Annotated in this window: 15 protein-coding genes and 1 pseudogene; 2 read left to right on the top strand and 14 right to left on the bottom strand. The window is 69.6% G+C overall.

Annotation, left to right across the window (positions count from 1 at the left end; genetic code table 11):
• Positions 1–2 precede the first annotated feature (2 nt).
• The 3 genes from nadD to OG819_RS20755 all read right to left on the bottom strand — a co-directional run bounded on the left by nadD (position 3) and on the right by OG819_RS20755 (position 1,302).
• The gene (gene nadD / locus OG819_RS20765; RefSeq protein ID WP_266650804.1) at positions 3–737 is read right to left on the bottom strand and encodes a nicotinate-nucleotide adenylyltransferase; all 735 of its coding nucleotides are present in this window, start codon (positions 735–737) and stop codon (positions 3–5) included.
• Positions 738–826: 89 nt separating this feature from the next.
• Positions 827–988 (bottom strand): hypothetical protein, encoded by a 162-nt coding sequence (locus OG819_RS20760; RefSeq protein WP_266624675.1) that lies wholly within the window; start codon positions 986–988, stop codon positions 827–829.
• A 155-nt stretch (positions 989–1,143) separates the two neighbouring features.
• Positions 1,144–1,302, bottom strand: a complete 159-nt coding sequence (locus OG819_RS20755; RefSeq protein ID WP_266413994.1) for a hypothetical protein — start codon at positions 1,300–1,302, stop codon at positions 1,144–1,146.
• Between the two features lie 103 nt (positions 1,303–1,405).
• Here OG819_RS20755 and OG819_RS20750 point away from each other — a divergent pair, with 103 nt between their 5' ends.
• On the top strand, positions 1,406–2,548 hold the full coding sequence (locus OG819_RS20750) for a M48 family metallopeptidase (RefSeq protein WP_266650803.1): 1,143 nt from the start codon (positions 1,406–1,408) through the stop codon (positions 2,546–2,548).
• Positions 2,549–2,600: 52 nt separating this feature from the next.
• Here the strand turns inward: OG819_RS20750 and OG819_RS20745 are convergent, their stop codons facing one another.
• The 5 genes from OG819_RS20745 to proB form a co-directional block, all read right to left on the bottom strand.
• Positions 2,601–3,668, bottom strand: a complete 1,068-nt coding sequence (locus OG819_RS20745) for a hypothetical protein (RefSeq protein WP_266624677.1) — start codon at positions 3,666–3,668, stop codon at positions 2,601–2,603.
• Between the two features lie 146 nt (positions 3,669–3,814).
• On the bottom strand, positions 3,815–4,471 hold the full coding sequence (locus OG819_RS20740; protein WP_266650802.1) for a hypothetical protein: 657 nt from the start codon (positions 4,469–4,471) through the stop codon (positions 3,815–3,817).
• Positions 4,472–4,622: 151 nt separating this feature from the next.
• Positions 4,623–5,909 carry a glutamate-5-semialdehyde dehydrogenase gene (locus tag OG819_RS20735; protein WP_266624679.1) on the bottom strand — a complete coding sequence of 429 codons (1,287 nt, stop codon included), beginning with the start codon at positions 5,907–5,909 and terminating at the stop codon, positions 4,623–4,625.
• A 61-nt stretch (positions 5,910–5,970) separates the two neighbouring features.
• On the bottom strand, positions 5,971–6,459 hold the full coding sequence (locus OG819_RS20730; protein WP_266624680.1) for a hypothetical protein: 489 nt from the start codon (positions 6,457–6,459) through the stop codon (positions 5,971–5,973).
• A gap of 205 nt (positions 6,460–6,664) precedes the next feature.
• Positions 6,665–7,804 (bottom strand): glutamate 5-kinase, encoded by a 1,140-nt coding sequence (gene proB / locus OG819_RS20725; protein WP_266650801.1) that lies wholly within the window; start codon positions 7,802–7,804, stop codon positions 6,665–6,667.
• 248 nt (positions 7,805–8,052) lie between these two features.
• On the opposite strand from proB, the gene OG819_RS20720 reads away from it, so the two are divergent.
• Positions 8,053–9,450: a polysaccharide pyruvyl transferase family protein gene (locus tag OG819_RS20720; protein WP_266650800.1), complete on the top strand. Its 1,398-nt coding sequence runs from the start codon at positions 8,053–8,055 to the stop codon at positions 9,448–9,450.
• 124 nt (positions 9,451–9,574) lie between these two features.
• Here OG819_RS20720 and OG819_RS20715 read toward each other — a convergent pair whose 3' ends face one another.
• The 6 genes and pseudogenes from OG819_RS20715 to obgE form a co-directional block, all read right to left on the bottom strand.
• A complete protein-coding gene (locus OG819_RS20715) occupies positions 9,575–10,780 on the bottom strand; it encodes a glycosyltransferase family 2 protein (RefSeq protein ID WP_266413984.1) in 1,206 nt (401 codons plus the stop codon).
• A gap of 194 nt (positions 10,781–10,974) precedes the next feature.
• Complete coding sequence (locus tag OG819_RS20710) at positions 10,975–13,077, bottom strand: hypothetical protein (RefSeq protein ID WP_266624682.1); 2,103 nt, start codon at positions 13,075–13,077, stop codon at positions 10,975–10,977.
• Positions 13,078–13,251: 174 nt separating this feature from the next.
• On the bottom strand, positions 13,252–14,751 hold the full coding sequence (locus tag OG819_RS20705; protein ID WP_266624683.1) for a bifunctional cytidylyltransferase/SDR family oxidoreductase: 1,500 nt from the start codon (positions 14,749–14,751) through the stop codon (positions 13,252–13,254).
• A 204-nt stretch (positions 14,752–14,955) separates the two neighbouring features.
• Positions 14,956–16,167, bottom strand: a complete 1,212-nt coding sequence (locus OG819_RS20700) for a hypothetical protein (RefSeq protein WP_266650799.1) — start codon at positions 16,165–16,167, stop codon at positions 14,956–14,958.
• 89 nt (positions 16,168–16,256) lie between these two features.
• Positions 16,257–17,808: pseudogene (locus tag OG819_RS20695) on the bottom strand (alkaline phosphatase).
• Between the two features lie 248 nt (positions 17,809–18,056).
• Complete coding sequence (obgE, locus tag OG819_RS20690; RefSeq protein ID WP_266624686.1) at positions 18,057–19,493, bottom strand: GTPase ObgE; 1,437 nt, start codon at positions 19,491–19,493, stop codon at positions 18,057–18,059.
• Between the last annotated feature and the right edge of the window lie 64 nt (positions 19,494–19,557).

Below are 19,557 nucleotides of genomic sequence, written 5' to 3'. Positions count from 1 at the left end.
CCTCACTCGCCGCGGTACAGCTCACGCTTGTCGATGTAGCGCACCACACCGTCCGGCACCAGATACCAGACGGGGTCGCCCTTGGCGACTCTCGCACGGCAGTCTGTGGAGGAGATGGCCAGCGCGGGAACCTCGACCAGCGAAACGCCGCCCTCGGGCAGGCCCGGGTCGGTCAGGGTGTGACCGGGCCGGGTGACGCCGATGAAGTGCGCGAGGGAGAACAGCTCCTCCGCGTACCGCCAGGTGAGGATCTGACCGAGCGCGTCGGCACCGGTGATGAAGAAGAGGTCGGTGTCGGGGTTGAGAGCGCGCAGGTCGCGCAAGGTGTCCGTGGTGTAGGTCGGGCCGCCGCGGTCGATGTCGATGCGGCTCACCGAGAACTGCGGGTTCTCGGCGGTGGCGATGACCGTCATCAGATAGCGGTCCTCGGCCGGGGAGACCTTGCGGTCGGACTTCTGCCACGGCTGCCCGGTCGGCACGAACACCACCTCGTCGAGGTGGAACTGCGCGGCGACCTCGCTGGCCGCCACGAGGTGCCCGTGGTGGATCGGGTCGAAGGTTCCGCCCATGACGCCGAGGCGGCGCTTGCCCGGATTCGAGGGGCTGTTCCCTGGACCGGTCGTCAGCCGGCTCACCCCGCCTGTGACCGGGCCGCCGAGCGCGTCACCCGCGGCGCCGCCGACGGCGCCGCTCTCCGTGTCACTCGCCGGACCGGTAGGCATGTCCTGCTCTCCCATGCGTGCAGACCCTACCGGCCCGGTCGACGGGCTCCGCCCGACAGGGGTCCCCGGGACGGCTCCGAACTGCTCCGAACGGCTGAAAAGGCTCAGCGGTCGCGGTTGAAGCGTGTGGTGATCCACAGCAGCAGGAGCAGCACGAGCAGCGCGCCACCGCCGGTCAGGAACGGATTGAGGCTCTCGTGGTTACCACCCTGCTCGCCCTCGGCGGCAACGGTGACCAACTGTGCAGCGGTGCTGTGGAAGCTCATCTCGGCAGGACCTATCCGGTGTGGGCGGGATAAAGACGTCGGCCCATCGTATGCGGGGGTCTCGGTCGCGATCACGCCGACTCCGCCGTCGGGGACGCCGGTTGCTCCGGCCTCCCCGGCCGGAGCACGCCTCAGTCGTCCCGCTTGTACCCGCCTCAGTCGTCCCGCTTGTACCCGCGCAGCAGGAACCAGGCGGTGAGGGCCACCCCGATGATCATCACAATCAGCACGACACGGAGCAGATTGCCCGGGCCCTGCTTGTCTGCCGCGCTCGCGGCCTCGGTGAGCCAGGCGGCTGCGGGGATGTGCTCCATGGCGTTGGACTCCTTCTCTGTACTGCCCGTCCACGGTATATCCGCCTAGGCTGGGCCGTGCCTTGGGGGCGCATAGGGCACTCAGACGCACATGGGGGAACACATGTCCGACAACGGCCACCAGCAGAACGGGCACGAGAACGTGCACGAGAACGTGCCGAGCAGGCAGCGCAGGCGTTTCGAGGGGATCTCCTCGCGCACCTACGAACACCCGGCGGACCGCTCGGCCCTGGTGGCCCTGCGCAAGCTCAGCGGCTTCGACACGGTCTTCAAGGCCCTGAGCGGCCTGCTTCCCGAGCGCAGCCTGCGGCTGCTGTTCCTGTCCGACTCGGTGCGCGTCTCGGACGCCCAGTTCGCGCACCTCAACGTCATGCTGCGGGACGCCTGCCACATCCTGGACCTGGAGAAGGTCCCGCCGATGTACGTCACCCAGGACCCGCAGCCGAACGCGATGTGCATCGGCCTGGACGAGCCGATCATCGTCGTCACGACCGGGCTCGTCGAGCTGCTGGACGAGGAGGAGATGCGGGCCGTCGTCGGGCACGAGGTCGGCCACGCGCTGTCCGGTCACGCCGTCTACCGCACGATCCTGCTCTTCCTGACCAATCTGGCGCTGAGGGTGGCCTGGATCCCGCTGGGCAACATCGCGATCATGGCGATCGTGACCGCGCTGCGCGAGTGGTTCCGCAAGTCGGAGCTGTCGGCCGACCGGGCGGGCCTGCTCGTCGGGCAGGACCTGAAGGCCTCGATGCGCGGCCTGATGAAGCTCGCGGGAGGCAATCACCTGCACGAGATGAACGTGGACGCGTTCCTCGAGCAGGCCGAGGAGTACGAGGCCGGGGGCGACCTGCGCGACTCCGTGCTCAAGATCCTCAACACCCTCCCCCGCACGCACCCCTTCACCACCGTGCGCGCCGCCGAGCTGAAGAAGTGGGCAGAGACCCGCGACTACCAGCGGATCATGGACGGTCACTATCCGCGGCGCACCGAGGACAAGGAAACCTCGGTCTCGGACTCCTTCCGGCAGTCGGCGGCGAGCTACGCCACCGACGTCAAGAACTCCAAGGACCCTCTGATGAAGCTGGTCAGCGACATCGCTGGGGGCGCGGGTGACCTCGGCGGGCGGGTGCGGCGCGGGTTCGGTGGCTTCGCAAGCGGCGCCCCGAAGGACCAGACCACCCCGAACGACCAGACCGCGCCGAAGGACCAGCCGCCCCACGACAGCACCCCCGAGGACGACGACTGACACGCACGGAAGCGCACGGAAGCCGGGGACGCGACGGTCACGGTCGGACGACTCAGACCTTCGGCTGCGCGCTCGTCGCCAGTGAACCGCACAGCGCCGTCGCACTGCCCGTCGCGTACGGGTCGGTGCCGGCCGGGCCGCCCGCCTTCGCCGTCTGTCCCGCGAGCAGCGGGTTCAGACGGTTCACCGAGTCCTCGGAGCAGGCGAGCGGTCCGGCCTGGACGTAGGAGACGACCAGCTCGGCCTGGTGCATGCGCAGGTCGTCGCGGTCGAAGCGGAACTGCAGCTCGCGCCGGACGGTGAACAGCGAGGCCTTCGCCTTGGCGTCCGAACCGGTCGGCTTCAGGGCGTACACGAAAGTGTGGTCGGCGACGACCTCAAGGGTGCTGGAGTCGAACTCGGCGGCCTGAAGGGTGCCCTGCACCCTGATCCTGGAGTCGGCGAGCTGGGCGCGGGTGGGGTCGACGCGGACCAGCCAGCCCGTGGGCGCGTGCCGTCCGTCGGCGGCCGGGTGGTCGAAGCTCTGGTCGAACTGGTCGAGCTGCTGTGGGGCGAGCAGGATCCGTACGGGCCGGTTGGTGGCGCCCCTGAGCACCTCCGGATCGAGCGAGGACTTCACCAGGTAGTCCTTGGCGGTGGTCAGGGCGGCCACGACCTGGCTGTCGGAGAAGTGCGCGGTGCGCCGGTAGGCGGGCAGCGCGATGCCGTCGGCGCCGACGCCGAACTGGGCGGCCGGGCTGTGCGCGTACAGTTCCTCGGCGCTCGTGGCCCCGGGCACGGCGGCCTGGGGCGCGAGGGGTATGACGGTCATCCGCAGAGGTTCGGGGGGTTGGGCGACCGGGGTCTGGTACGGGTGCCGTACGCCCATGTAGATCGCGGTGCCGAAGGCGACGGCGATCAGCAGGACCAGGATGAGTGCCTGCCGGGGCAGACCGCGCTGGAGGGTGGGGCGGCGGCGTACGGCCGGGGCGTGGTCGGCCATCCGCTCCTGCGCCGAGAACTCCTGGAGGCGGGCAGCACGGACGAACGACTCGTCGAAGACGACGGATCGGTATTCGTCCTCTCCACCAGCGGGAGCGCCCTCGGGTGTCCCCTCAGGTGGGTCTCCAGGCCCGCCCATACCTTCAGAGTAGGTCTCCGGGAGCTCAGGTAAACGCCGTGGTACACGACAACTTCTGACAGGTTCTCACCAGGATCGCCAGGGACCGTCGGGATCGCCAGGATGTTCGAAAGGCCGTCGGAGGCGGCGCGAGTGCCGCCCCCGGGTCAGGGCGTTCGGGGAACCGCCGACACGGCGGGCTGGGAGTAGTCGGCCGAGGCGGAGGGGCCGGTGACGGTGCCGGTGATCTTGTCCTGGCCTTGTTCCAGGCCGGTCGAGGCGGGTGGCGGGACTTGGTCCTGGCGGCCCGATGAGGCGCCCCGGTAGACCGCCGTGAAGGCCAGGGCGACCATGCCCACGCCCATCACGAGGGCGAGCACCCAGGCGACGGGGCGGTGCCAGCGGGCCTGCTTCCCGTAGGCCCTGCCGTATCTGCCGTACGGGCCCGGCACTCCGTAGCGGCCTTCGAGGACCTCGGTGTCATCGAGGTCGTCCAGGTCCGGATCATGGCCGTAGTGGCCAGGGCCGTCGGGCCCGAATCCGTCGTCGTAGCGCTCGTCGTCGCCGCGGGCACCCCGGGAGTGCGCCCGGCGCGCCTCGGCCTCTGAGGCCTCCGCGCGGGCCTGCGCGGCTGCTAGGAGGCGTTCGACGGCGGTCGGCTCATGGATCACCGCCGCACGTACGAAGTCCTCGTCGAAGACCACGGAGGCGAACTCTTCGTCCGCACCCCCGCGGTCGCGGTCGTCGTCGGGCTCCCAGCCGTCAGGGAACGGCGTGCCCCCCACGTCCTCCGGCACGGATCCAGAGTAGACCTGGGGGGTCATTTTGGGCAGACGGTATGGAAATTCATCCGCCTGACGAGACGCGCCTCACGCGGAACGCGGGCCGCGCACCGCACGCGGCGCGCCCCCTGACCGGCCCCGGCGCCTCCCTGACACCCCGGCGCCGGATGTGTCCGGCACTTCTCCCGGCGCCTCAGCGCCGGATGTGTCCGTCGCCCGTGACGATGTACTTGGTGCTCGTCAGCTCCGGCAGCCCCATCGGCCCCCGCGCGTGCAGCTTCTGCGTGGAGATGCCGATCTCGGCGCCGAAGCCGAACTGGCCGCCGTCGGTGAAGCGGGTCGAGGCGTTCACGGCGACCGTGGTGGAGTCCACCAACTGGGTGAAACGGCGGGCGGCCTGCTGCGAGGTGGTGACGATGGCCTCGGTGTGGCCGGAGGTCCACAGCCGGATGTGCTCGACGGCCCGGTCGAGCGAGTCGACGACGGCGGCGGCGATGTCGTACGAGAGGTACTCGGTCTCCCAGTCCTCGGGCGTGGCCTCGACGACGGTGGCCTTGGAGTCCTTGGCGTAGGCGAGAACGCGCTCGTCGGCGTGCACGGTGACCCCGGCGTCCGCGAGGGCGTCCAGCGCGCGCGGCAGGAACACGGGCGCGATGTCCTGGTGCACGAGGAGCGTCTCGGCGGAGTTGCAGACACTGGGCCGCTGCGCCTTGGAGTTGATCAGGATGTCGATCGCCATGTCGAGGTCGGCGTTCGCGTCGACGTACACGTGGCAGTTGCCGGTGCCGGTCTCGATGACGGGGACGGTGGACTCCTGGACGACCGTGCGGATCAGCGAGGCACCGCCACGCGGGATGAGGACGTCGACCAGACCGCGGGCGCGCATCAGCTCGCGCACCGACTCACGGCTGTCGCCGGGCACCAGCTGGATGGCGTCGGCGGGCAGTCCGGCGCCGCCCACGGCGTCGCGCAGGACCCGGACCAGGGCGGTGTTCGACTCGAAGGCCGAGGAGGAGCCGCGCAGCAGGACGGCGTTGCCGGACTTCAGGCAGAGGGCGGCGGCGTCGACCGTGACGTTCGGGCGGGCCTCGTAGATGATCCCGACGACGCCGAGCGGGACGCGCACCTGGCGCAGGTCGATGCCGTTGGGGAGGGTCGAGCCGCGCACGACCTCGCCGACCGGGTCGGGCAGCGAGACGACGTCCCGTACGTCCGAGGCGATGGCACGCACGCGCTCGGGCGTGAGCGTCAGCCGGTCGATGACGGTCTCGCTGGTGCCGGCCTCACGGGCGCGCGCGATGTCCTTGGCGTTGGCCGCGACGATCTCGCTCGTACGGACCTCCAGCGCGTCCGCGATCGCGAGCAGCGCGTCGTCCTTCTCGGCCCGCGGCAGGGGCGCGAGGTCGGCGGCGGCGGCCTTGGCACGGTAGGCGGCCTGGGTGACCGGGGACATCGAGTCGTACGGCGAGAGCGTGGTCATATCGGAAGCGTAGTGCGCCGGACGGACCCGTTCAGCGGTTGTCCCACACCCCGAGACAGGGTCAAAAGGGATGGACTCCGACCGGAGTGGCCGGAAGGGTTCCATACCCCTCCGCGATGCGCTGGTGGTACGTCTCGCGGTCGATGACCTCCAGGCCGACGATCTCCCAGGGCGGAAGCTTGGCGGTCTGGCGGTGCTCGCCCCACAGACGCAGGGCGACGGCCGCCGCGTCGTGCAGGTCGCGGGCCTCTTCCCAGTAGCGGATCTCCGCGTGGTCGTTGGCGTACCGGCTGGTCAGCAGGAAGGGGTGGTCGTGAGCAAGCTGTTCGAGGGCACGCCTGACCTCCTTCAGTGGGGCCTCGCCACCCGAGACGCTCAGCGTGACGTGCCACAGCCGGGGCTGGTCGGCGGGCTTCTCGCCCTCGTAGGTGTCACCGGCCGCGACGCTCGTCAGGGCCCGCTCCTCGCCCGCCGTGCGGGAAGCCGGACCACCCACTCGGGAGGCGGCACCGCCGCGGGACGCCGCCGCCCCAGGGCGTACTCGTCTCACGACGGCCTCCTTTTCACAATGGTCCGTAATGACCCGTAATGGTCAGCAACCGTCATACCGCAACGGGGTCTCCCCGCAACAAAGTTGAGCAGGTGGGGAGCCGTCGTGTGGCGCTTTTACACAACGTCCTCCGGCGGGGGCCTCGGAATCGGCCTTTTACGGGTGTACTGGACAGCTGTTTCGTAGGTGGTGCGGAACAGGCGTCTTACGGATGCAGGAGCACGAGGTCGTCCCTGTGTACGACCTCGCGTTCGTACGCCGGGCCCAGCTCACGGGCCAGCTCGCGGGTCGAGCGCCCGATGAGCTGGGGGATCTCCTTGGCGTCGAAATTCACCAGGCCCCGTGCGACCGCCCGCCCCGTACCGTCGCGCAGTTCGACGGGGTCGCCCGCGGTGAAGTCGCCCTCGACGGCCGCGATGCCCGCCGGCAGCAGCGAGGTGCGCCGGTCGACGACGGCGCGCACGGCCCCGTCGTCCAGGACGAGCGCGCCCTGCGGGGTCGAGGCATGCTGCAGCCACAGCAGCCGGTCGGCGGAGCGTTTGCCGGTGGGGTGGAAGTACGTGCCGGTGTCCCCGCCCGCGAGGGCCTCGGCGGCGTGCACGGCGGAGGTGAGTACGACGGGGATGCCCGCGGCCGCCGCGATCCGGGCCGCCTCGACCTTGGTGACCATGCCGCCGGTGCCGACCCCCGCCTTGCCCGCGCTGCCGATGTCGACGTGCGCGAGGTCCTGCGGCGCGCGGACCTCCGCTATCCGCGAGGTGCCCGGCTTGCTGGGGTCGCCGTCGTACACGCCGTCCACGTCGGAGAGCAGGACCAGCAGGTCGGCGCGTACCAGGTGGGCGACGAGCGCGGCGAGCCGGTCGTTGTCGCCGAAACGGATCTCGTCCGTGGCGACGGTGTCGTTCTCGTTGACGACCGGCAGGGCGCCCATCGCGAGGAGCTTGTCCAGGGTGCGGGCGGCGTTGCGGTGGTGGGCGCGGCGGCTGGTGTCGTCGGAGGTGAGGAGCACCTGCCCGACACGGACGGCGTGGCGGGCGCAGGAGGCGGTGTAGCGGGCGACCAGGAGGCCCTGGCCGACGCTCGCGGCGGCCTGCTGCCGGGCCAGGTCCTTGGGGCGGCGGCGCAGCCCGAGCGGGGCGAGGCCGGCCGCGATGGCGCCGGACGAAACGAGGACGATCTCCTTCTCGCCACCGCTGCGGTGCTTGGCGAGGACATCGACGAGCGCGTCCACGCGGTCCGCGTCGAGACCGCCCGCGGCCGTGGTCAGCGACGAGGAACCCACCTTGACGACGATCCTGTGGGCCTCGGCCACGGCCTGCCTCGCCCCTGCCACCTGGCCTGCCATGTGCCCAGTCACCTGCCCTGCCACCTGCGGTGTGTCCCCTCGCGTCGGTTCCGCCCGGCAATCTACGCGAAAGGGCGGGGGTGGCGCCCGTCGGTCCAGTACGCGGACGGCGCCCGGCCCTCATTGATCATCGGCGTGTAGCCACTCGCTCACGTCCCGCGTATGCAAAAAAGGTTGTGCGGGTTCCTCATAGAACTTAAATATGGCGCAAAGATAAATTGACCAACGTGGCATCTAATGTTCATCCGGTGAAGCGCATACTCCTGAGATCAGGGAAAAGCCCGTACGACGTCGTCCCTGTGGAGCAGGCTCTCCATCAGGACGTCATCGCCACCAACGCGGGAAACCTGATCTTCAGTGACGCCGCGCACAAAATCCTCGAGACGCCCCGCGCCGAGGTCGTGTCGAACGGCATCCGTACCAACGTCGCCGCCGCGGGCCGCATCAACGAGGAGTACGACGCCTTCGTCGTTCCGCTGGCCAACGCGTTCCGGCCCTCGTTCGAGCCCCAGCTCAGGCGGCTGACGCAGCTCATCAGCAAGTTGAAGATCCCGGTGGTCGTGCCGGGCATCGGCGCGCAGACCGGTCTGGACTACAACCCGGCCAGGCTCAAGCCCATGGAACCGGCCGTCCGGGAGTTCGTCGGCGCGGTGCTCGAGCGCAGCGCGTCCATCGGGGTGCGCGGCGAGTTCACCGAGCGATACCTGAAGGACATGGGCTTCCGTGACGTCGAGGTCATCGGCTGCCCGTCCATGTTCATGTACGGCAGGGATCTCGACGTACGCAAGAACGCGCCCGCGCTCGGTCCCGAGTCCCGGATCGCGATCAACGGCTCGCACAGTGCGGTGAAGTCCCAGGGCCTGGACCGGATCATCCGCCGGGCGCACGCCCGCTACCCCCATCTGCGGTTCATCGGACAGAACCTCAGCGACGCCCGCCAGCTGCACTGGCGCGACCTGTCGGATCCGAACGGTTCCGTCACCGCGATGCCCACGCACCCGGATCACCCGATGTACCGCGAGGACAAGGTCCGTGTGTACATCGACCCCGTGACCTGGATCGACGACCTGCGGGACTTCGACTTCTCGTTCGGCTCCCGCATCCACGGCAATATCGCGGCGCTGCTGGCGGGTACGCCCGCCACCGTGCTGTGCGCCGACTCGCGCACTCTGGAGCTGTGCCGCTACTTCGGCATCCCGCACCGCAGGATCAACGCGCTGCCGGAGGACCTCGATCCGGCCGAGCTGTACGCGGAGGCGGACTTCGGCGCGCTGACGGGCGGCCACCGGGAGCGCTTCGACCGCTTCATGGGCTTCCTCGAGCACAACGGCCTGGAGAACACGTTCACGCACGGCGACGGGGGCGCGGCCCACGAGAAGCGGCTGCGCTCGCTCGCCTTCCCGGCCGGCGTCCGCCCCTGGAACGACGCCGACGTCGCCTCGCTGACCAGCCGGTTCGGCTGGCTCCAGACCCGTATCGGCGAACTGTCCACGGACAACGCGAAGCTCAAGCGTGAACTCGACAAGGCCCGCAAGACCGCCGTGAAGCCGGCGGCCGCGGCGGTGCCGCAGCGCTCCGTCTACCGCATGGCCCGGCGGGCGGTGGGGCGCCCGCTGCGGAAGGCTCTGCAGTCGGGGCGCCAGTAGCCCTCAGCGGCCCTGAGCGGCCCTCATCGCCGGCCTTGGACGGCCTTCATCGGCGGCCTTGAGGCCAGGCGGTTCATCGAACGCCCGTTCCGTAACCCTCCGGGTCGCGGAACGGGCGTCTTCGTCAGCCCGCGCGGCGCGGTCCGAGGACCTTGCGCGCCATCTTCCGGGCGGTGCGCATGCCCGGGAAGTGGGCGGCGGGGGGGAACTTGAAGCTCTCGATGGTGACCGTCTCGCGGGAGGTCGGGATGAACCAGCTGTCCGGCAACGGCGCCGCCTTGTCCCGGAAGTGCGGGTAGGCGAGGTAGGCCTTGCGGCTGCGCGGGTCCACGTGGAGGGTGGGCGCCTTCTTCTTCTTGATGAAGTCCAGGACGTCCACCAGCAGGTCGCCGCGGCCCTGACCGGCGAGGTTCACCCGGAGCCGCTCGTTGACCTTGAGGCGGTTCGCGACCCCCTCGGTCCAGTGCGCGTCGATCAGCGGCTTGGCCAGCGCGAGCTTGTTCTGTCTGACCTCCTCGTCATCTCTGAGGAAGACGGGGCCGAACTGCGGCAGCAGCGTGACGAGGAAGGGGCGGACCATCAGGCCGTCGCGGCGCTTGCCCGCGGGCACGTGCTCGGCGATCAGGCCCATCAGGGCGCGGGCGGAGTCGAAGCGCAGGGTGTAGCTGCCGCTCTTGGTGACGTGCTTCCCGTCGTCGCGGCCGACCAGGTAGTAGCAGTCGTAGTCGGCGACCACCGAGACCCCGTCGGCGCGGAGGTAGGCCTCCATGGTGAAGAGGGCGTCCTCGCCGGTCTTCAGCGACTCGTCGAAGTGCATGTCGTGCCGGGTGAGCAGTTCGCGCCGGAAGAGCTTCTGCGCGCTGAGCGTGAACTTGATCTGCGAGGAGAAGACGTCCGTGCGGGGCTGGTTCTTGCCCCACATTGACTTGGGGGCGTTGCGGTTGACGCCGATGACCTTGCCGAGGACGACGTCCGTGCCGTGCTCGTCGGCCATGGCGACCATGCGCTCCAGGGCCTCGGGGCCGAAGTAGTCGTCGGCGTCGAGGAAGAAGACGTACCGGCCGCGGGCCTTGTCGAGGCCGACGTTGCGCGGACCGCTGGGGCCGCCCGAGTTGGCCTGCCGGATCACCGTGACGGCCATGGCCGCACGCTCCGCGAATTCTTCGAGGTACTCGCCGGTGCCGTCCTTCGACCCGTCGTCGACGGCGATGACCTCGATACGAGCGGGGTCGAGGGTCTGGGCCTCGACCGACTCCAGGCACTTGACCAGGTAGGGCATGGCCTCGTACGCCCCGATGATCACGCTCACATCAGGCTGCGTCACGGTCACGTTTCTCCATTGTCATCCGAACATTTCCCCCGTATCAGCTCAAGGGCTACCTCAAAGACGGTTGAAAGCACGAGGAGGTTGCCTGACAGGGCCTCACATGTGACGCGGTTCACAGGTCTACCGGGAACGGGACAGGGCCCGGTCCCGAGGACGTTCCTCGGGACCGGGCCCTGTCACTGGTACGGCGATGTGGTTCAGCCCTTGACGCCCGCGCCGCCCGTCTCGTCCGCCGAGGCCTTCCGCTGACCGGGAACTCCGTTCGCGAGCTCCACGGCGGCGGCCGACGCACCGGTCTCCTGGCCGAGGTTGCGCGCCAGGGACTTCTTCGCGAGGTCGCGCACCGCGGTGTTGAACTGGTCGATCGACGCCGGCTCGTCGGGACCGAGCAGGTACTCCTTCAGCTCCCGGCGGTCGGTGGCCAGCGCGTCCGAGGACGGGTCGGTGACCTCGGCGAGCAGCTCGCCCAGCTCGCTCGCCGAGTTCGACAGGATCACGGCGGCACGCACCGCGGTGTTCTGCCGCTTGAACTCCTCGACGCCCAGCTCCGCGGAGTCCGTGACCGCGTACGGCTTGCCGCTCGCGATGAAGTCGGAGACCACGGACGAGATGTCGGAGACCATCGCGTCGGAGACGTTGAAGCAGTCGTACAGGCGCGGCTCGGCGCCCGTGATGACCCGGTGCTCCCAGCTGCCGAAGGAGCGCCAGTAGGCGTCGTTCCACTCGGCGCGCAGCCGGGCGACCTCGGCGTGCGCCGCCGTGTCGACCAGTCCGTCACGGGTGGCCTCGGCCTCGTCGCCGCTCTCGGTGACGCCGGTCAGCTTCTCGATGCGGGCCCCGAGACGGGCCAGCTCGGCCTTGGCCGCGGCCTGGGCCGCCGCGTCGACGGTGAAGCGCGGGTCGGAGGCGCGCTCGGCGGCCGCCTTCTCGACCAGCGCGACGATCTTCTCGTGCGCGGTCTTGGCCTGCGGGCTGCGGGTGCCGGTGAACGGGTGCGGCTTGTAGAGGACGCGGACGGGCTGCTCGGCCTTCAGCAGCGCGCGCACGATGTTGGCGCCCGCCAGCAGGATCGAGGTGTTGCCCGGGTTGTCGTCCCAGCCCTCCCAGGTGGGGGCGTACAGGACCGTGGGGATACGTCCCTCGGGCACGCCCTGCCAGGTCTGGATCGGGGCGAGCTGCGGGCGGCCGACCTCCGCTATGTCGTCGTCGCGGACACCGACGTCGGCGATGGCGTAGCGGTCGCGGCCCGCGCGGCCGGCGGTCCACACCTCGTCGTACGCCTTGCTGAACGGGTTGACGCTGGCCAGCTTGTCGCTGTCGCCGTGGCCGATGAAGACGTGCTTCATGGTCGGCACGCGCAGCATGTGGATGTTCTTGCCGACGTTCGCCGCGTACAGCGCGACGCGCACCGTGGACAGGTCCATGTTCATCAGGTGCACCCCTCCGGGCACGCAGATGACCGGCACGGTGGTGGGCGCCATGCGCTCCAGGATGGCGCGCTCGCGCAGGATGATGAGCGGCCGGGTGTCCAGCTGCTCCATCGTCTCCAGCCACATGTTGACCTGGTACGCCGAGTCCTTGGAGCCGGAGAAGTACAGCACCGTCTCCGGGCGGTACTCGCGCAGCCAGCCGTCGACCGCCGCCAGGACCGTGTCCGCGTTCGGCGGGGTCTTCTTGCCGCGGATGTACGGGACGAGCACGACGACGTAGACGAACGCCAGCACCAGCGTGGCCGCGATGCCCACGAAGCCGTACACGTCGGAGTCGGTGGCGCCGGTGACTAGGACGCCGACGACCGCCACCAGGTCGAGGTGGAGCATCTTCTCGGCGGCCCGGTTCACCAGGCCGCGCGGCGGCGCGTCCGGGATACGGATGCGCGAGGCCAGGTCGACGTTGCGGGTGGCGACGGGCATCTTGCGGCGCGACCGGATCAGGGTGATCAGCGCGCTGTGCGGGGCCTGGAAGCCGTAGAAGGCGAGGAAGCACGCGATCGCCGCGTAGAAGACCATGCTGTCGGTCAGGTCGAGACGCGCCAGCAGCAGGACCAGCAGCAGCTGTCGGATCAGGAACCTGATGGACAGACCGGCGCGCACCTTGCTGAGGCGGTTGACCAGATAGCTGCCGCGTCGGTGCAGATAGTGGTCCGCCAGGTACGTCACGGCGGCCGCGGCGGCGAAGGCACCGACGCTCGGGAGGAGCGCGGCCAGCATCAGGCAGGGGAAGCCCAGCATCATGAGGGCCGCCGCGGCCAACTCGGCCGCACTGCCCACCCGGGCAACGCGTATAGCGGTGGATATCACGGAGAAACCTGCTCTTGAGGGGTATGTGCCGGTTTTGTTACTGCTTGATCGACGAAAAGGGCCTTGCGGGCGATCGCGGACAATGCGGGAATTTTACGGACTCAGGCCTCTGTGAATACGCGGCAAACGCGCAGACTCAGAGGCCTGAATTCCAAGAAAACTAATTGGCGTTAATTATGCCACGCCGTCCTGACGGTCCAGCACGCTGGCCAGCGCCGCTTCGAATCCGGAGGCCCGCCCGGCGCCGGCGGTCGGGTCCTGCTGGCGTACGTCGATGACGTGACCGGTCATCTCGGAGAGGAGGACGTCGAGCGAGGTACGCGCGACCGCCTCGGAGGAGAGCAGCGAGCCCGCGGGCTCCTGGCCGAAGGCCTTGGTGCGCATCGGCGTCGCGGTGCGCTCGGGGTTGATGCAGTTCACGCGGATGCCGTCGCCGGCCCACTCGTCGGACAGCGCCTGGGTGAGGTTCACCATGGCGGCCTTGGTGGAGGAGTAGAGGCTGTACTCGGCGCGGCCGCGGGTGTAGCTGCTGGAGGTGTAGAGCAGCAGCTGGCCGTTGGTCTCGGCGAGGTACTTGTAGGCGGAGCGGGCGATCTGCACCGGGGCCAGGTAGTTGACCTTCAGCGCTTCCTCGATCGTCGCGTTGTCCGTCTCCGCGAGCTTGCCTATGCGCAGCACCCCGGCGGTGTTGATGACGTAGTCGATGCGCCCGGTCTCGGCGTACGCCGTGGACAGCGCGTCGTCGACCTCCTCCGGGTTCTCGACGTGGGTGCCGGTGGTCGAGCGGCCGAGCGCGTAGGTCTTCGCGCCGTAGCCCTCGGCGAGTTCGGCTATGTCCTTGCCGATGCCGTACGAACCGCCGAAGACCACCACCGTCTTGCCGGTGAGCAGCTCGCGGTAGGCGGCCTCGTCGGCCTGCTCGGGGGCGGCGGTGGAGGCCAGCTGGAAGAGCTTGTCGGCGATGAAGACGTCGACGGGCTGGGTGACCTTCATGTTGTACTCGTCGCCCGCGACGACGTGGATCGGCACGTCCGGCAGGTACTTGAGGACGACCGAGCAGTCGTCGGTGGCCTGGAAGTTGGGGTCGCCGGCCGCGACCTCGTAGGCGCGGCGGATCGTGGACAGCTTGAACGCCTGGGGCGTCTGGCCGCGGCGCAGCCGGGAGCGGTCCGGGATCTCGGTGATGAACTCGCCGTCCTCGCCGTGGGTGCGGGTCACGATGATCGTGTCCGCGGAGGGGATGGCGACGTCGACGGCCTGGTAACGCTCCAGGGCCGTGACGCAGTCGTCTATGACGCGCTCGGACAGCAGCGGGCGCACGGCGTCGTGGAAGAGGACGTTGGCGTCCTCGCCCTCGGCCAGACCCTCGCCGAGGGCGGCGATCGCGCGCTCGGTGGTCTCGTTCCGCGTCGAGCCGCCCTCGATCACCTTGGTGACCTTCTTCAGCCCCGCCTTCGCGACGATCTTCTCGACGTCCGGCACATAGCCGGGAGCCATCAGCACGATGATGTCGTCGATCGAGTCGGCCTGTTCGAAGGTGGTCAGCGTGTGCTCGATGACCGCCTTGCCTGCGATCTTCAGCAGCTGCTTCGGAATCGACAGACCCACGCGCTGACCGGTGCCGCCGGCCAGGATCACTGCGGTGGTACGGGGTTTGGCAAAGTGCTCAGACACAGGTGACCTACCTTGGGGCGACAGGGAACCTCGGAATGCTCCCACTTTCTGTTACTGCCATGCAAGGTGAGCGCCCTCTGCTGCATATGTGCGCGCAACCGGTTATTCACCTTGCATGCAGGCGACTTCCGAGATCCCGAACCGTATTGTCCGGATTTGCTGTGAGTAACTGCACACGTTTTACGTACGCTCTTCACGCCCGCTTCAGACGCTTGATGACCCGGTGACCGAGGACCCGGACGAGTTCCTTCGACGAGGTCTGGTGAACCAAGCGCACAGAGACGGGATGCGTGGGCGTCGCGGCCGCCACGGCGAGCGCCCCGTACAGCGCGTGGGCCGCCACCTCCGGGTCGATCCGCGGCGGCTCCGCCTCCCCGGCACTTCCAACGCTGGGTACAGCGGACAGCGACACCGGGTCACCGGGTCACCGAGTACCCGTACGCCCATGACGGCTATCCGCTCGGCCATCTCCGCGCCGATACCGGCGGCCGCCTCCAGCGCCCAGCGGGGTGTGGTGATCCGCGCGTCGTCCGGAGCGGGGCGGCAGGTGTTCTTCATATGCATGACGGCGCCGTTGCGCACCATCTTGGAATAGACCTCGTCGGGCAGACCATTGCCGCGGAACTCCATATTGAGTTTCCGCAGCATTTCGGTCTCGGCGAGCGTGAGTGAGCGATTGGCCGCGTCCGGCACCGGCTCCAGGAGACCGTCGGGCAGACCGAGGAGGGATTCGAAGGTGCGCATCAGACCATCACGGTCGCGGTCGTCGACCACCACGACGGTGACGTTCTCGGCGCCGGCGACCCGCACCCAGCGTTCGACGAGCCGGTCGTGGCGGTGGCGGCGCCAGAAACTCGGATTGGGCTTCTCGTACGGAGCCTTGCGCAGCATGTGCTCGAGCCAGTCCTCGTAGCCCATGCGCAGACCGTTCTGCACGTACTGCTGCCACTGCGAGGGCATGATCTTCGCCAACGGCCGCAGGGTGACCAGGACATGAACCTGATCCCGGCCGAGGCCGTCGACGATCCGGGCGATGGACTCGTCGTCGGGCGCGTCGGCGAAGAACTCGCTGCTGACCACCGAGGTGCGCCTGCCGGTGGCGTGCACCGCGTCGACGAGCCGCTTCCAGTGGCCCTCGGTGGGCTTGGTGTCACCCATCATCCCCGGCCGGGCGCAGACCGCGAGGGCGGCTTCCATCGGGTGCCTGCTGTGGGCCGGGAAGTCGACGCCGTGGCCGGCCATCGCGTCCTTCGCGGCGAACAGGGCGCCCTGGATCGACGTGGTCCCGGTCTTGTGCGGGCCGATGTGCAGCAGCCGGGTGCCGGGGGGCAGCGGCGCGGGGGCGCCCTTCGGCGCGGTGTCGCCGGCCTCCGCCTCAGGGGCCGCCGAGTCGTGATGCGTACAGTCGCTCTCCATGGTCAAAGGACGTTAAATCTCTTACCTGAGCCTTACCTGAGAATGTCCTGGGACCCACATGAGTCCCAGGAGTCCCAGAACAGCTCTGCTCAGATCAGGCGTACGCCCGGCTTCCCCGCCTCGACCCGCAGCCGGGCCAGCGTGCCGGACGCGGCGTCCGGCCGCAGCACGGTCTCCGGGGCGCGCACGGTGGCGTCGATACCGTCGCGCCGGATGTCGAAGAGATGGTAGCCGCGGTGGGCGTCGATGAACTTCCAGTGCGGGTTGTCCGGCATCCGCGGATCCCACTCGTCATGGAAGGCCACCTGGTCCTGGTCGCCGCCGCTGGAGATGGAGGTCCCGACGAACTCGGCGCCGACGACGTCGGACTCCGGGTCGGCGAAGTCCTTCTTGAGGTCGCTGACCATGGTGAGGTGACGGTCGCCGGTCAGCACGACGGGGTTGCGTACGGCGGCCAACTCCCCCATGAGCGCGTTGCGTTCGGCCTGGTAGCCGTCCCAGACGTCGTAGAACCAGAGCTTGCCCGGGCCGATCTGCAGATCGGTCTCGGCCATCATGATCTGCGAGGCGATCAGGTTCCAGCGGGTCGGTGAGTGGCGCAGCCCGCGCAGCAGCCAGGCCTTCTGCTCGACGCCGAGCATGGTCATCGAGGGGTCCTCGGCGCCCGCCCGGGTGGTCGCCTGGTCACTGCGGAACTGCCGGGTGTCCAGGACGTTCAGCCGGGCCAGCCGGCCGAAGTCGAGCCGCCGGTACATCCGGATGTGCGGACCGTTCGGCACCGCGGTCGCCCGGACCGGCATGTGCTCGTAGTACGCCTGGTAGGCGGCGGTCAGCCGGGCCACGAACGCGTCGTGCGACTGCTTGGCCGGGTCCTGCGGGATCTCCCCGGCGAAGTCGTTGTCGACCTCGTGGTCGTCGAAGGTGACCACCCAGGGCGCGGCGGCGTGCATCGCCATGAGGTGCGGGTCGGTGCGGTACTGCGCGTAGCGGTTGCGGTACTGGACCAGGGTGTACGGCTCCCCGCCGCCCTCGTGCCGGCGGACGGCCGTCGCCGCCGGCGCGGACTCGTAGATGTAGTCACCGACGAAGAGCACGAAGTCGGGGGTCCTGGGCGAGCATGTCGGCGTACGGGGTGAAGTAGCCGTTCTGCCAGTTCTGGCAGGAGGCGAGCGCGACGCGCAGCGGGCCGCCCGAGCTGCGGGGGTGCGGGGCGGTGCGGGTGCGGCCGGTCGGTGAGAGCTGGCCGTCGACGCGGAAGCGGTACCAGTACGCGCGGCCCGGGCGCAGTCCGCGGACGTCGACGTGGACGCTGTGCCCGTACTCGGGCAGCGCCTGCGCGAGGCCCCTGCGCACCGGCTTCCTGAAACGGGAGTCCTCGGCGATCTCCCACTGCACCGGTACCGCGCGGTCGGGCATGCCGCCGCCGTTCAGCGGGTCGGGGGCGAGCCTGGTCCACAGCACGACGGCGTCGGGCAGCGGGTCGCCGGAGGCGACGCCGAGAGTGAACACCCCGTCGGGGAGCTGGGGTTCGGCGGCGCGAGCGGTGCCCGGCAGCCACAACTGGCTGGTCGCGGCGGCGCCCAAGGCCGCCGCGCCGGCGGTGAGAAAGCAGCGTCGATCGCGCGAGACGGTTCCGGTCATCGGTGAACTCCCCTGCGTCGGTGGCCCCTTGGACATCGGGAGGCTCACATGGCGCAGTGGCCCGCTCGCTGAACGGAGTTCATCAAGGGCATGACAAACAAACGAAGGGCGACCCTCCCCGCTTGGGGGCCGCCCCCCAGACCCTCAAAAGATCGCGCAGTTCCCCGCGCCCCCAAGACGCGCAGTTCCCCGCGCCCCCAAGAAGGGGCGCGGGGAACTGTGCGAGCAACTCGCGGCCGAGCGTCGGCCTAGAACGGCTCGAAGTCGTCGTACTCCTTGTCCGCCTCGTCCCGCTCCGCCTGCTTGTCGCGGCGGCGCTGTGCGGCGGGCCGCGGGACGTCGAGGCGGTGGTCCTCGCCACGGCGGCCGAGCATCTCCGCACCGGCCATGACGGTGGGCTCCCAGTCGAAGACGACCGCGTTCTCCTCGGGACCGATGGCGACGCCGTCGCCCGAGCGGGCACCCGCCTTCATCAGCTCCGCCTCGACGCCGAGGCGGTTGAGGCGGTCGGCGAGGTAGCCGACGGCCTCGTCGTTGTTGAAGTCGGTCTGACGGACCCAGCGTTCGGGCTTCTCGCCGCGCACGCGGTAGAGGCCGTCCTCCTCCTGGACCACGGTGAAGCCGGCGTCGTCGACCGCCTTCGGGCGGATGACGATCCGGGTCGCCTCCTCCTTGGGCCTCGCGGCACGCGCCGTGCCGACCAGCTCGGCGAGGGCGAAGGACAGCTCCTTCAGGCCCATGTGGGCGACCGCCGACACCTCGAAGACGCGGTAGCCGCGACCCTCCAGGTCGGGGCGGACCATCTCGGCGAGGTCCTTGCCGTCGGGCACGTCGATCTTGTTGAGGACGACGATGCGCGGACGGTTGCCGAGGCCGCCGTACTGCTTCAGCTCTTCCTCGATGATGTCGAGGTCGGTGACCGGGTCACGCTCGGACTCCAGGGTCGCCGTGTCCAGCACGTGGACCAGCACGCTGCAGCGCTCGACGTGGCGGAGGAACTCGAGGCCGAGGCCCTTGCCCTGGCTGGCGCCGGGGATGAGACCGGGCACGTCCGCGATCGTGTAGACCGTCTCGCCCGCCGTCACCACGCCCAGGTTGGGCACGAGGGTCGTGAAGGGGTAGTCCGCGATCTTCGGCTTGGCGGCCGACAGGACGGAGATGAGGGACGACTTGCCGGCGCTCGGGTAGCCCACGAGCGCCACGTCCGCGACGGTCTTCAGCTCCAGGACGATGTCCTGGAAGTCGCCGGGGACGCCGAGCAGCGCGAAGCCGGGCGCCTTGCGGCGGGCCGAGGCCAGCGCCGCGTTGCCGAGGCCACCGCGACCGCCCTGCGCGGCGACGTACGACGTGCCGTGGCCGACGAGGTCCGCGAGGACGTTGCCCGCCCCGTCGAGCACGACCGTGCCGTCCGGCACCGGCAGGATCAGGTCCTGCCCGTCCTTGCCGGAGCGGTTGCCGCCCTCGCCGGGCTTGCCGTTGGTGGCGCTGCGGTGCGGCTTGTGGTGGTAGTCGAGCAGCGTGGTGACGGACTGGTCGACGACCAGCATCACGTCACCGCCCCGGCCGCCGTTGCCACCGTCCGGGCCGCCGAGCGGCTTGAACTTCTCCCGGTGTACGGAGGCACAGCCGTGGCCTCCGCTACCCGCGGCGACGTGCAGCTCGACGCGGTCCACGAAGGTGGTCATGGGATGTGCCTCCAGTTACGTACGAAAGTCCTGCACAGCCCTGTATGCCACAGAGCCGCTTCTC

The sequence above is a fragment of the Streptomyces sp. NBC_01549 genome, from assembly GCF_026339955.1.
GTDB lineage: Bacteria > Actinomycetota > Actinomycetes > Streptomycetales > Streptomycetaceae > Streptomyces.
The sequence above is the reverse complement of the archived record's forward strand: the minus strand, read 5'-3'. Positions and strand labels throughout refer to the sequence as shown.